This window comes from Embleya sp. NPDC059213 (genome assembly GCF_042754445.1).
Lineage (GTDB): Bacteria > Actinomycetota > Actinomycetes > Streptomycetales > Streptomycetaceae > Embleya.
This window is the reverse complement of the sequence record NZ_JBHZAV010000113.1, coordinates 18,275-31,013: the sequence shown is the minus strand read 5'-3', so window position 1 is coordinate 31,013 and position 12,739 is coordinate 18,275. Positions and strand designations below refer to the sequence as shown.

At 72.2% G+C, this 12,739-nt stretch carries 11 protein-coding genes; 1 reads left to right on the top strand and 10 read right to left on the bottom strand.

Features of this window, described 5'->3' with window-relative positions; genetic code table 11:
* Window positions 1-126: 126 nt before the first annotated feature.
* The 10 genes from ACFXMF_RS32285 to ACFXMF_RS32240 form a co-directional block, all read right to left on the bottom strand.
* Window positions 127-732: a short chain dehydrogenase gene (locus tag ACFXMF_RS32285; RefSeq protein ID WP_360310919.1), complete on the bottom strand. Its 606-nt coding sequence runs from the start codon at window positions 730-732 to the stop codon at window positions 127-129.
* A 119-nt stretch (window positions 733-851) separates the two neighbouring features.
* Window positions 852-1,523, bottom strand: coding sequence for a FadR/GntR family transcriptional regulator (locus ACFXMF_RS32280; protein ID WP_360310921.1), 672 nt, complete (start codon window positions 1,521-1,523; stop codon window positions 852-854).
* Window positions 1,524-1,604: 81 nt separating this feature from the next.
* Window positions 1,605-2,591 carry a threonine/serine dehydratase gene (locus ACFXMF_RS32275; RefSeq protein ID WP_379991154.1) on the bottom strand — a complete coding sequence of 329 codons (987 nt, stop codon included), beginning with the start codon at window positions 2,589-2,591 and terminating at the stop codon, window positions 1,605-1,607.
* A gap of 101 nt (window positions 2,592-2,692) precedes the next feature.
* Entirely contained in the window at window positions 2,693-3,568 is an 876-nt protein-coding gene (locus tag ACFXMF_RS32270) for an SDR family NAD(P)-dependent oxidoreductase (protein WP_379991155.1), read from the bottom strand.
* Window positions 3,565-4,596, bottom strand: a complete 1,032-nt coding sequence (locus ACFXMF_RS32265) for an LLM class flavin-dependent oxidoreductase (protein WP_360310927.1) — start codon at window positions 4,594-4,596, stop codon at window positions 3,565-3,567. The genes ACFXMF_RS32270 and ACFXMF_RS32265 overlap by 4 nt, the downstream gene beginning before the upstream one ends.
* A gap of 609 nt (window positions 4,597-5,205) precedes the next feature.
* Entirely contained in the window at window positions 5,206-6,330 is a 1,125-nt protein-coding gene (locus tag ACFXMF_RS32260) for a porin PorA family protein (RefSeq protein ID WP_379991156.1), read from the bottom strand.
* A 533-nt stretch (window positions 6,331-6,863) separates the two neighbouring features.
* Window positions 6,864-7,259: a Rid family hydrolase gene (locus tag ACFXMF_RS32255; RefSeq protein ID WP_360310933.1), complete on the bottom strand. Its 396-nt coding sequence runs from the start codon at window positions 7,257-7,259 to the stop codon at window positions 6,864-6,866.
* A gap of 209 nt (window positions 7,260-7,468) precedes the next feature.
* On the bottom strand, window positions 7,469-9,454 hold the full coding sequence (locus ACFXMF_RS32250; protein WP_360310935.1) for an ABC transporter ATP-binding protein: 1,986 nt from the start codon (window positions 9,452-9,454) through the stop codon (window positions 7,469-7,471).
* 444 nt (window positions 9,455-9,898) lie between these two features.
* A complete protein-coding gene (locus ACFXMF_RS32245) occupies window positions 9,899-10,153 on the bottom strand; it encodes an acyl carrier protein (protein WP_360310937.1) in 255 nt (84 codons plus the stop codon).
* A 381-nt stretch (window positions 10,154-10,534) separates the two neighbouring features.
* The gene (locus ACFXMF_RS32240) at window positions 10,535-11,962 is read right to left on the bottom strand and encodes an aspartate aminotransferase family protein (protein ID WP_360311059.1); all 1,428 of its coding nucleotides are present in this window, start codon (window positions 11,960-11,962) and stop codon (window positions 10,535-10,537) included.
* A gap of 235 nt (window positions 11,963-12,197) precedes the next feature.
* On the opposite strand from ACFXMF_RS32240, the gene ACFXMF_RS32235 reads away from it, so the two are divergent.
* On the top strand, window positions 12,198-12,662 hold the full coding sequence (locus ACFXMF_RS32235) for a PPOX class F420-dependent oxidoreductase (RefSeq protein ID WP_360310939.1): 465 nt from the start codon (window positions 12,198-12,200) through the stop codon (window positions 12,660-12,662).
* Window positions 12,663-12,739: the final 77 nt, after the last annotated feature.

Sequence of the window (12,739 nt, the reverse complement as noted above, 5' to 3'; positions counted from 1 at the left end):
GGTCTGAACGGTTCCCACCGCCGCGCGTGGCGAACCCGCGCCCGCGCTCGGCGGCGAGCGCCGACCCGGGTGCCGAGCCGAGGAAGCCCCGGACTCGGTGGCCCCGGGCCGGCGCCGCCCCGGCGGCTACCAGCCCACTCGGAAGTTCTGCCCGGTCTGGCCGCCCTCGATCGAGCGACGGTAGGCCATCGCGGCCGTCGCCACGTCGACCGGCGGGAAGCCCGGGAAGAACGTGTCGTACGCCGCCAGCGATTCGGTGAACATCGTCGGGCTGACCGAGTTGATCCGCAATCCGCGCGGGAGTTCGATCGCGGCGCCGCGCACGAACGCGTCGATGCCGCCGTTGGCCATCGAGGCCATCGATCCGGTCGGGATCGCCTCGCCCGACAGGATGCCGGTGATCAGCGTGAACGAGCCGTTGTCCGCCACGAAGTCGAGCCCGCCCCTCACCAGTTCGACCTGGCCGAGCAGTTTGTCCAGCGCCGCGCGCTCGGTGTCGGCGCGGGTCAGCTCGCCGAGCGCCTTGAACGGCACACCCCCGGCCGCACAGGCGACCGCGTCGACCCGGCCGACCTGTGCGTACATCGCCGCCACCGACTCGGCGTCGGTGATGTCCACCGTGACATCGGCCTTGGTGCTCCGGGACGCGGTGACCACGTCGTGCCGCTCGCGCAACAGCGTGGTGACCGCCGTACCCAGCACGCCGGTGGCACCGACCACGAGAACCTTCACGACAACCTCCGCTGTGGACCGATATATCGCTGCTGTCGATACCCGCCGATCCTCGCCGGTCCGGTCGGGATGGGCAACCGACGTGTGCCGCAACGGTTGCCCGCGGTCGCCGACACCGCTCAGGTCATCCGCCGCAGCCACTGCTCGACACCGCTGATGTGCACCGTCGACCACGCGTGCGCCGCGCTCGCGTCCCGGCACTCCAACGCGTCCACGATCGCGTGGTGTTCGCGGATCGTGCGCTGCCACGAGTCGTCCTCGGTCAGGCCGCGCCAGGTCCGGGCGCGCATGGTCGGGCCGGACAACGTCTCCAGCAGCGAGCACAACACCTGGTTGCCGCCGAACACCGCGATCTGGTGATGAAAGCGCAGGTCCTGCTCGATCAACGCGTCGTGCCCGGCATCGGGACCCGGCGGATCGGCGAGCGCGCGCAGCGTCGCGACGCCCTCGGCGTCGATCAGTTCGGCGGCCAGCGCGGTGGCCGCCGGTTCCAGGATCCGCCGGACCTGGAGGAAGTCGAGCACGCTCTTGTCGTGGTGGAAATCCACCACGAACGAGATCGCGCCGAGCAACAACGTCGGCTCCAGGCTGGTCACATACGTACCGTCGCCCTGTCGCACGTCCAGGATCCGGATCAGCGACAGCGCCTTGACCGCCTCGCGCAGCGAATTGCGGGACAGCCCGAGCCGGGCCGCCAGATCGGCCTCCTTGGGCAGTTTCTCGCCGGGCTGAAGCTCACCGGACACGATCATGCCCTTGATCTTGTCGATGGCCTCGTCTGTGACCGCCACGCCGCTGACTCCTCCGGAGATCCGATGACTCCCCAGTATGGCGGGCCTCGGCGCGGCACGCGGGGTGGACGCCGGCACGAATCAGTCGCCCTCGCGACCCAGCGCCGCGATCTCGGCCGCGGAGGCGTTGCCGCCCGAGCACACCACGGCGATCCGCCGACCGGCGAACGCGGTCGGGTGGACCAGTACGGCCGCCAACGCGGCGGCGCCCGCGCCCTCGGCCAGGGTGTGCGCGTGCGTCGCCAGCAGCCGCTGGGCGTGCGCGATGTCCGCGTCCGAGACCAGGAGGAAGTCGGCGAGCCCGGACCGCAGCACCCGCTGCGGGAGCTCGAACCCCCGGCCGGTGGCCAGGCCGTCCACGGTGGTGACGTTGGCGCGGGTGACGCACGCGCCGGCCCGCCACGAGTCGTGCGCGGCCGGCGCGGCGCTCGACTGCACGCCGATCACCCGGCAGCCCGGCGCGAGTTCGGCGGCCACCAGCACCGCGCCGGCGGCACCGGTGCCACTGCCCACCGGGACCAGCACCGCGTCCAGGTCGGGCTCGGCGGTGAGGATCTCCAGGTACGCCGTACCCACCCCGGCCACCAGCGCGGCCGTGTCGCCCGGGCTGACCAGGAGCCGGCCCTCGGTCAGGGCGTACACCTCGGCCCGCGCCTGGGCGCCGGCCATGTCCGCGCCGTGCAGCAACACCTCGGCGCCGAGCGCGCGCACCGCCCGCACCTTGGCCGGATTCGCCCCGGCCGGCATCACCACCGTGCACGACGCGTCGAACGCGGCACACGCGTACGCGATCGACTGCGCGTGGTTGCCCGTCGAGTAGGTGACCAGCCCCCGGGCCCGCTCCGCCGAACTCAGGCCGGCCAGCAGGGTCAGCCCGCCCCGGACCTTGAAGGCGCCGACCGGTTGCACGTTCTCGTGCTTGACGTACACCTGCGCCCCGGTGGCCGCGTCCAGGGCGGGATACGACCACATCGGGGTCGGCGGCAGGTGCTTGGCGAGGAACTCGCGAGCGGCCACGACGTCGGCGAAGGTGGGGTCGGCTGCGGGGCGGGCGAGATCGGCGTTCATGTCGCCATCGTGGGGTGCGGACCGGTCATCGGTCCAATGCCCACCTGCCGGAACGCGGGCCCAAGCCGGTCGTCCGGGCTTCGGGTGGCCGGGGCCGGTGCTCAGTCCGTCGTGCCCTCCCCATGGATCCGGGCCAGGATCTGCGGATTGCTCACATGCACCGGGACGTTGTCCTCGTCGAACAGACCGAGTCGGTGCAACGCGCCGCCTTCCACCGGGATCACCGCGCCGGTGGTGTACGCGGACAGGTCGGAGATCAGGAACAGTACGGCCGCCGCCACGTCGGCCGGCGTCCCGCGTCGGCGCAGCGGGACCCCTCGGCCAGCGAGCGCCGGATCCGCCGCGGTGGTGGTCGCGCGCGGCGTGGTGATCGAGCCGGCCGCGACCCCGTTGACCCGGATCCCGTACCGGCCCCATTCCAGGGCCAGCGTCCGGGTCAACCCGAGCACCGCGGCCTTGGCCGTGCCGTAACCCACGTGGTAGGGCGCCGCGACCACGCCGCCGGTGGAGTTGATGGTCACGATCGAACCGGGCGCCTCGTGCTCGACCAGGTGCCGGGCCACGGCCTGGGACAGCCACATCACATGATGCAGGTTCAGGTCGAAGGACTGGTCCCACTGCGCCCGGTCGAAGTCGAGCGCGGGCGCCCAGTGCGGCAACAGGCTGCCGCCGACGACGTTGACCAGCCCGTACAACTCGCCCGGCGCGGCGGCGGCCCGCTCCACCACGGCCGCGACGCCTTCGGCCGTCGACACGTCCGCACACACCGTCAGCAGCGTGGCGGGCGATCCGCCCAGGCCGGCCGTGTCGGCCAACTCGGCCTCGATCGCGGCCAGTCGCTCGGCGTCGCGATCCACGCCCAGCACGGTGGCGCCGGCTTCCAGCAGCCCTCGGGCGCAGGTCGTGCCGATCCCGCCGCCACCGGCGCCGGAGACGATCACCGTGCGGCCGGCCAACCTGATGCGTTCGGCTATCACTGCTGTGCTCCCTGTGCGGTCGTGGGGTTGCCGGGCGTCGCGTCGCGCACCGGAGTGTCGGTGGTCTCGATGGCGGTGTCACGTGTCGGATCGGTGCCGGCGGCCCGCAGCCGCGGGAGCACCTCCAGGCCCAGCGCGGCGATCTGCTCGCGGGCCGCATCGGCGGATACACCGGGCACGTGGATCCGCAGGTTGACGCAGGTGGCGCCGATCTCGGCGCGCAGCGCCGCTAGTTCGTCGGCCAGCGCGCCGGCGTCGGAATGGCAGACGAAGCCGGTGCCGCGCCAATGGCGCAGCGCTGCCGCCGGGGAGTACCCGCGATACACGTGCAACTGCCGCTCGAACGCCTCGCGCGGCGGATCGCCGAGCCACACCCGACGGATCAGCACCCGCGGCCCGACCCCGCCGGCGTCGAGGTACCGGTCCGTCAGTTCGCGCAGCCGGCCGGCCTCGGAGCCGCCGTCGAAGAGGATCCCGGCACCGGCCTGCGCCGCGCGCCGCACCGCGCCCGGACTCATCGCCGCGGCGACCACCGGCACCGGCCGGGCGGCACACCCGAACAGGGCGCGGTCACCGGCCAGTTCGCCCAGCTCCGCACCACGCAGCAGCGCGGTCAGCCGGGGCAGCCCGGCCCGAAAGGCGGCGGTGCGAGCGGCGAAGTCCCGCTCCAGTAGCCGGAAATCGAGCTCCAGGCCGCCGATCGCGACGCCGACGCCCACCCGACCGGGATGCAGCGCGGCCAGCCAGGCCACCTCCTCGGCGAGCAGCACGACCGGTCGCAGCGGCAACAGCACGGGCGCCGCGGCGGCCCACCCGGTCGGCATGCGATCCAACATCCAGCCGGCCACCTGGAGCGGATTGGGCAGGTATCCGGCGAAGCCGCCGTGGTGCTCGCTGGTCATCACGCCGTCGAACCCGTGGTCCGCGGCGAGTACGGCCTGGCCGATCGCCTCCGCGACCACGCCCGGGGCGTCGAGCCCGTCGTGCGGATAGATCCGCAGCGAGACGGACCCGGCCCCGAACGGCACCGCCGCCCGGGCCGCATCGAACCGCCGGTGCGATTCAACCGATTTCGTCGGTTTCGTAGGCTCCGCCGACACGCCACCACATCCCCTCGATCGGGTGCCGGCGATCATGGCAGAGCACTCGCGCCGATGAAACCATCACGAGATGTGCTAGGTGCGGGCCCGAAGGCGGTCGGTGTCGCCACATGGACACGGCGTCCATGCGGCCTCGCACGGGGTGGCCTCGATGGTCGGGCTCTGCGGGATCGCCGCGAAGGCGGTGCGGAGTTCGGCCGCGAAGATGTCACGGCCGGGTTCGTCGCGGCGAGGCGGCGGCCGAGGCGGACCCGGCGCGACCATGCCTCGTTGGTCATCCGGTCCACGGCGGCGAGCAACGCGTCCCGGAGGAAATGCCGCACCGTCCCGCCGGTGACGGGGCGGGTCTCCCACTCTTCGGTGAAGGCCGTCCACATGTCCTGGGTCGGCGCCATGACCACGTCTTCCTTGCCCGCGAAGGTGTGGAAGAACGTGCGCTTGACCGTGTGGCCCCGCCCCGACCCGGCCCCGGACACGACCTCGGCCGGGCCGGGGCCACTGCGCCCGACCCGCTGGGTCGGCCGACGGCTCGGCCGACTATTGGTTGCCGGTCGATGTGTTTCGCTCCGACCCGGTACCGGCCGCCGACCCGGTACCGGCTGCCGGCGGCGGACTCGTGTCGGGGGCCGCGTCCGACCCGGCCTCGGTCCGGGGCCCCGGCAGCGTCGCGTCGGATCGGCCTCGACGGGCCCGGCGTTCGAGCCAGGCGGCCAGGGCGAGCAGCGCCAGGCCCAGCAGGAGCGCGGCCGACGGCGCCACGACGCCGAGCAGCCACAGCGCCTGCGCACCGTCGGCCGCGGTGTCGGCCAACTCCGCGCGCGAGGCCGGCGTCGTGGTCATGTGCAGCGACAACACCGGGAAGACCTCGGTCTGCCCGCCGGACACCGACGCGGCGGTCGCGGTGACCCCCTGGGTCGACTCCAGGTCCACGGTGACGCCGGTCTCGCTGTCGACCCAGCCGGTCAGGTCGGTGGTCGCGGTGTAGGCCAGTGGGACCGGGTCGGCCTGCCCGGCCAGTTCCGGCGGCCGGCCCGGGAACGCGACGCCGGCCAGGCCCAGTACGGCCGCCCTGGGCATCGCCGGGGGCAGTGTGCGCAGCGACTCCGGGTCGGCGAGCGGGCCGCTGGTACGGATCCTGAAGACGTACGTCTCCCGACCGGCGCGCCGCTCGGTCCGTACATAGGTGGCCGGGATGGTGGTCTGGGTCGGCGAATCCCAGTACGGATAGTTCTTCTTCTTGGGCTCCAACGGGAAGCCCGCGGTCAGGCCCCGATGCGGTTCGGCCGGGACGCCCTTGGGAATCGGCCGGTCGAGCAGGGACTTGCGGTCCACCGACCACCGCTTCTCGATCGTGGTGAGCGCCTGTTTCTGCGGGCCGGACACCACGGTGCGATCGCTCAGCACGACGGTCGAGCCGGAGGCGTGCACCGCGTGCACATGCCGATCCACGGTGACCGGCAGGTCGCGCACGATGGCTCCGGGCAGGTTGCCCGCCTGCAACGCCTGTGCGTCCAGCAGGGTCATGCCGCCGGCGAAGTGCATCGTGAAGTCGGCGTCGTCGGGCACCTGATGCACGGCGGGCAACACGGCGAACCGGGTCACCGCGCTCGTCGCGACGAACAACGTGGCGGCGGCGCCGAGATACCAGGACGACTTTCTCATCAGACCAGCCTCCGCAGGTCGCCGGTCGGCCCGGGAGGGCCGGATGTCCTCCCGTCGCGTCGGCGCACGCGACCTGATGGCCCGTACCTCACCAGGATTCGAAACGGATCGCGTCAGATACCACGATTCCCGTCCCAGCCGGACCCGGTGGTGGTATATCGGGCAACCACACGCGGCGTCACCACATGGGGAACCACCCACGCCGGCAACCGCGTTGGGACTCGCCGACGCAACGTCCGCGCCACCTTCGCGCCGATGCCGCGCACGACCGCGACCCGCCGACCGGGCCTCCCACACCGACGGAAGCGTGAGCCTGACCTCCCCGGACAGCGGGCACACCATCGAACCCGGTAGCCGTTCACGTTCCGCGTCCGGATGTTGTACAAGTCCCGGTTCGACGCGGGCAACGGTCGGCCGCGCAACGTCCGGGCGATCGAGTCGACCCGGCGTAGTGCCGTGACCGGTCCGTAGCGCGCCGATCGGGCGCGTTCGGCGCGGGAGTTGCCCCGCCGAGCGCGCCCGGCGCCGTGTTGCTAGCGCACCGCCAGGCCCTCGATCTCGATCAGCATGTCCGGGTCGGAGAGTGCGGTGACGCCGACCAGGGCGGTCGCCGGGCGGCAGTTCTCCTGTTCCAGGCGGGCGGTGATCACATCGAAGTGGCGGGTGACGTCCGCGACGTCGACCGCGAAGTAGCGCAGTTGCACCACGTGCGCGAAGGTGAAGCCGGCCTCGGCCAGCGTCTCGGCGAGCCGGTCGAACGTGGTCTCGATCTGTCCGCGCAGATCGCGCACGTGCACGATCTCGCCGTCGGGGCCCCGGGACTCGTGGCCGGCCAACACCAGCCAGCGGTCCGGGTCCGTCACCGACACGGCGCGGTTGTACCCGAGCCGGTTGCCGAACATCCGAGGTCCGATGTCCTGCCTGTGCATCCCGTCACCCTTCGTCGTGATCGGCTCCGACCCTTGGGCGAAAGCCACGAATCGGAACAAATCCCGCCGGTGACTCTAGCCAGAACAACCGCCGTCGGCGCAGCGAACACGCCGGGGCACGATGGATCGGCGCGGCGTGCCCCTGCCGGGCGACCTTGCCCGGCCCCGGTCGGCGGCGGCTCGCGACGCCTCCGCGCCGGCCCTCCGGGTCAGCTCTCCACCTTCACCGCCCGCGCATGCCGGACGGGCGGGACGGTCGCCTCCGACCGGATGCCGTACTGCGCCGCCTGGGCCGTGTACATCGCCCGATAGCGACCCGCGTCGAGTGCCATCAGGCCGTCGTGGTTGCCCTGTTCGATCAACCGCCCGCCCTCCAGCACGTAGATCAGGTCGGCGGTGGCGGTCGCGGCCAGCCGATGGGTGATCAGCAGTACCGTCGTTCCGTCCTCGGTCATCGACCGCAGCGCGGCGAACGCGGCGATCTCCGCCTCCGGATCCAGCGCCGAGGTCGGCTCGTCGACGATCACGAACGGCGCGCCGCGATAGCGGGTCCGGGCGTTGCCGATCTTCTGCCATTGGCCGCCGGAGATCTGCGAACCGCGTTGGTAGCCCTTGACGATCAGGGTGTCCCACCCGTGCGGCAACGTGCCGACCAGCTCGCTCGCATCGGCCCGGGCGACCGCCCTCTCCACCCGGGCCTGGTCGACCGGCCGGTCGGCGCGGCCGATGAAGACGTTGGCGCGTGCGGTCATCGCCCAGCGCGGGAAGTCCTGCCCGAGCACCGCCACCCGATCGAAGATGCGATCCCGATCGGCGTCGCGAACGTCCACCCCGCCCCAGCTCAGCGTGCCCTCGGTGGGCAACAGCAGGCCGGCGACCAGCTTGGACAGCGTGGTCTTGCCCGAGCCGTTCTCGCCGACCAGGGCGACCACCTTGCCCGCTGGAATGCGCAGGCTGACCCGGTCCAGCGCCGGCGTTTCGTTGCCGGGATAGCGGTACGAGACACGATCCAGCCGCACCTCGTCCACCACCGGCGGCAGCGGCAGTCCGCCGGTCGGGATCGCCCGTCGCTCCGACTCGGCGCAGGCGTCCTCCAGGTCGCGCAGATACAGGGATTCCTCGTACAGCCGGTTGACCTGCATGACCAGCGCGGTGAGGCCGCTGGTGCAGGTACGGATCGCGATCACCGCGGTACCGCCCGCGGCCAGCGGCATGCCGCCCTCGGTGAGCAGCAGCCACAACGCCGCGTACACCAGCATCGCGCCGACCCCGGACATCGCGGACGCGGTCGCCTGGGTCAGGCCCTTGGCGTGCGCGAGTCGGCGGTGTTCGGCCTCCATCGTGGAGGACATGTCCTCGAACGCGTCCAGTACCAACGCGCCCGCACGGTGCGCCCGCACCTCGGCCGCCGGTGCCGGCTCGATCAGGCTGCGCCCGAGAATCTCGATCGCCCGCCGGTGCTCCAGCCAGGCGTGCGCGGATTCGTGTCGGCGACGCGCGGACCGTACCGCGCCCCAGCCCTTGGGCGCCGCGACCAGGAACAACAACGGCAGCAGGATCGGGTTCAGCAGGGTCAACACGCCGCCGGTGGCGACCAGGCCGACCAGCGCGTTGATCACCGCCACCGAGGCGCCGATCATGTGCCGCACCGAGTCGGTACCGAACCGGCCCGCGTCCAGCATGCGATGGAAGCGAGCCTCCTCGAACGCCTGGAGTTCCACCCGGGCGGCGAGCCGGTAGTAGCGGGCCGTACAGACTCGTTCGACCTGTGGTTCGAGCCGGCTGGTCGCCCCCACCGAGACCGCCGCGAGCAACGCCGACACGGCGGTGACGCCCACGATGAACAGCAGGGCCGGCGCGGCGTCGCGCAGCCGGTCGGTGGTCGGCACGTCGGCGAACAGCGCCACCAGCGCCCGATTGGTGGCGAGCAGGCCCAGCCCGGCCGCGAGCCCCTGACCGATCTCGGCCACCAGCAGGGCGAGCACCGCGGGCCGATCCACCGTCCAGGCGGCGCGGGTGACCACCGCGACCATGCTCGGCAGTTGCCGCGCCATCGCCCAGAACGACACGCGCAGCAGCGGTTGTTCGTGCTCGGTGAAGGACAGGTCGTAGCGCAACGCGCCGCCGAACAACAACTGTTCGGACTCCGACACCGGGATCTTCCGCCGCTCGGACGCGCGTCGACGGAACTTCATCGGCCCTCCTGGGGCGGAATGGGTCGGGGGCGGTGGACCGGCGGGTGGGCCGGTGTGGGCTCGTGCGGGCGCATGGGTGCGGATGCGGATGCGGATGCCGGGCCGGGCGCCGGTGTGGGTGTGGGTATGGGAGTCGGCGTGGATGCGGATGCGGATGCCGGGCAGGGTGCCGGTGTCGGTGTGCGGAGAGTCTCGGATCGTGGTGGTGTCGGGTCCAAGGTGACCAATTCCCTTTCGGTCCCGGGTTGTTGGCTGACGACCGCACATGCTGCCCCTCGGCCCGGTGGGTCGGACAGGGCGTATGGGTGTACGAGCCGGGCGCATCCCACCCATGGCGACCGCGGGCGCCCTGCGAGCGCCGCGGGCGCTCCCGGTGCCCGGGGCTGCTCGCGAGTGCCCGGGCGCGGCGACCCGGACGTCGGGATTTCCGACCCCGACCTGCCGCTACCCGCTGCGGCCCGCCCGGGCCTGGGCGACGAACTCGGCCAAACCGCTGGGGGTGGCGCGTTCCAGGATCACCTTCGGCTCGACGGCGATGCCGTACCGCTTGCCGAGGACGTCCGCGAACTCGATCGCGAGGATCGCGTCCACTCCGAGTTCCGCGAAGGTGTCGTCCGGGTCGACCCGGGAGATGTCGAGCGAGACGAGTCTGGCGGTCTGATCGACGATCTCGTCGAGAAGGGCGGCGTTCACGGGCATGGTGAGGCTCCTTGACGGGTCGTGGATGCGTCCCAGGCGCGGGATGTCGAGGTGCGCGGGATGTCCGAGGTGATCGGCAGCACGACGACACGAGCGATCCTGGGGCAGACGTGGGGAGTTCGCCCGTACTCGGCCGTCGGCCCGTGCCGAGGGTCGCCCACCGGCCCGACCCCGGCTCCTGTCGTACGGGAAACGCTAATGGGCGCCCGGGTTCCGGCGGTAGAACGGGACCGATCCGGCGCGGGTGGCGAAGCGTGGCGAATGCTTCGGGAGCTTTCAAGGCTCGGGGTGTCGGGGGCTTGGGGGGCTTTGGACACGGCGGACACGGCGGGCGCGACGGGCGCTACCGGAGCGCCGGCTGCGCGCCGGGTCCGCCCGTTGTCACAGCGGTGGGTTGAGGCCCTCGAAGAAGGCGAGGAGCGCCGCCTCGCGCAGGTGCGCCGGGAGGTGGTCCAGGAGCGCGTGCACCGGCGCCAGTCGACCGTCGGTCAACAGGCCCGCCTTGAACATGAGTTCGGTCAGCGCGTCGGCGGTCACCCCCGCCTCGGAGGCGGCCAGGGCGGTGAGTTCGTCGACCGCGAGCAGTTGCTCCGGAGTGGGCAGCGGGTCGCGGTCCCCGGCCGCGCGTACCGCCGACCGCAGCGCGGTGAGCAGTTCGGGTACGTGCGGGCCGTGCGTCGCGGTCATCGTCAGGTGGATCGTCGGCGGGATGCCGGTCTGGGAGAGCTGGGGTTGTACGGCCCAGCCCAGGCGCTCCAACTCGTCCAGGAACGCGAAGAAGTCCACGCCGTCCGTGGTCACCGCGACCAGACTCGTCGCAGGCGCACCGAGCACACGCAGCCCCTCGATGCCCGCGATCCCCTCCACCAGCTCGGCGGTGGCGGCCAGTGTCCGGGTGACCAGGTCGCGGTAGCCGGCGGCGCCGAGATGGCGCAGCACCGCCCATGCGGCGGCGATCAGGCCGCCGGACTTCGAACTCTGCATCGTCGAGTTGACGACCGGATAGCCGGTCCAGTCGGATGCGACGAAGTACTGCGTCCGGCGCAGCGCCGCGGTGCGGTACAGCACGATCGAGCAACCCTTTGGCGCGTAGCCGTACTTGTGCAGATCCACCGAGATCGAGTCCACCCCCGGCACCCGGAAGTCCCAGGCCGGCACGGGATGTCCGAGCTGTTCGGCGAACGGCAGCACCCAGCCGCCGATACACGCGTCCACGTGGCAGCGCACGCCGCGTCGAGCACAGATCGCGGCGATCTCGGGGATCGTGTCCACGACGCCGTGTCCGTAGGAGGGTGCCGAGGCGACCACCAGGACGGTGTCGTCGGTGATCGCCCGTTCGATCGCGGCGACATCGGCGGTCATCCGGACCGGGTCGATGTCCACGATCACCGGGTCGAGGCCGAAGTACTTCGCGGCCTTGGCCCAGGCCGCGTGTGCCGAGCGGGCGAACACGATTTGTGGGCGCACGATTTCGGGCCGGGCGTCGCGGGCCGCCTTGGCCGCCAGCAGGCAGCTCTCGGTTCCGCCGCTGGTCCAGCTACCGGCCGCGCCGGCGGGTGCGTGCAGCATCTCGCCTACGGCCGCGACCACTTGGTGCTCCAGCGTCGCGACGCTCGGGAACGAGGTCGGATAGAGGCCGTTCACGTGCAGATACAGCTCGAACGCCCGTACGGCGACCGCCTCGACGGAAGCCGCGCCGGAATCGAACGTATTGGCCACTCCGGGCCGCCCCCGCCCGGGTTCGTCTCCGGCGTGCATGGCCGTCAACTCCGCCAGCACCTCGTCCACCGACCGGCCGTCCGCGAACATGCCCACGTGTGCCTCCCCGACTGCGACTGTGGTCTCGTCCCCGTCGGGCTTCGATGCGGCCCGGTCACGGGTTCCGGCACCGTAGCGCGGCGGGCCGGCGATGTCTGTACCCGCCGCAGGTCGGGGCGGGTCCGGTGGTGGGTGGGTGTGTTGCGGCCGGGATGAATCGGGCCGCGTTGCCTAGGGTTGGCGGTACTTCAAGGACGCATTCCGAGCCGTCTCGAAAGGCACTCCGATGGCAATCGCGACCGCACGCCACCCCGACTCGGCCGAACTCCTCGCCTTCCTCCGCCCGCGTCATCGCGGGCTGCTCGCCACGACCCGCGCCGACGGGCGTCCGCAGATGTCGCCGGTGTCCTGCGGCGTGGACGAGGCGGGCCGGATCGTCGTCTCCACCTATCCCGACCGGGCCAAGACCCGGAACGCCCGCCGGAACGAACGGGTGTCGATGTGCGTGGTGTCCGACGACTGGAACGGCCCGTACGTGCAGGTGGACGGCCGGGCCGAGGTGTTGGACATGCCGGCGGCGCTGGAGCCGCTGGTCGAGTACTTCCGGTGCATCTCGGGTGAGCACCCCGACTGGGACGAGTATCGCGAGGCGATGCGCAGGCAGGGCAAGTCGCTGATCCGCGTGCACATCGAGCGTTGGGGGCCGATCGCCACCGGCGGCTTCCCGGCTCATCGGGCGGCGGGGGGATAGGGGGCGGGTGGGGGTGGTGTCCGGGCGCCGGTGGGGCGCCCGGAGGGCGCGCCGCCGATCGGCGCAATGCCCGCCGA

What these genes read in the sequence shown, in the direction of transcription:
- ACFXMF_RS32275 (WP_379991154.1), bottom strand. Translation starts at nt 2,591, where the DNA reads ATGAACGCCGATCTCGCCCGCCCCGCAGCCGACCCCACCTTCGCCGAC.
- ACFXMF_RS32260 (WP_379991156.1), bottom strand. Translation starts at nt 6,330, where the DNA reads ATGAGAAAGTCGTCCTGGTATCTCGGCGCCGCCGCCACGTTGTTCGTC.
- ACFXMF_RS32255 (WP_360310933.1), bottom strand. Translation starts at nt 7,259, where the DNA reads ATGCACAGGCAGGACATCGGACCTCGGATGTTCGGCAACCGGCTCGGG.
- ACFXMF_RS32250 (WP_360310935.1), bottom strand. Translation starts at nt 9,454, where the DNA reads ATGAAGTTCCGTCGACGCGCGTCCGAGCGGCGGAAGATCCCGGTGTCG.
- ACFXMF_RS32245 (WP_360310937.1), bottom strand. Translation starts at nt 10,153, where the DNA reads ATGCCCGTGAACGCCGCCCTTCTCGACGAGATCGTCGATCAGACCGCC.
- ACFXMF_RS32240 (WP_360311059.1), bottom strand. Translation starts at nt 11,962, where the DNA reads ATGTTCGCGGACGGCCGGTCGGTGGACGAGGTGCTGGCGGAGTTGACG.
- ACFXMF_RS32235 (WP_360310939.1), top strand. Translation starts at nt 12,198, where the DNA reads ATGGCAATCGCGACCGCACGCCACCCCGACTCGGCCGAACTCCTCGCC.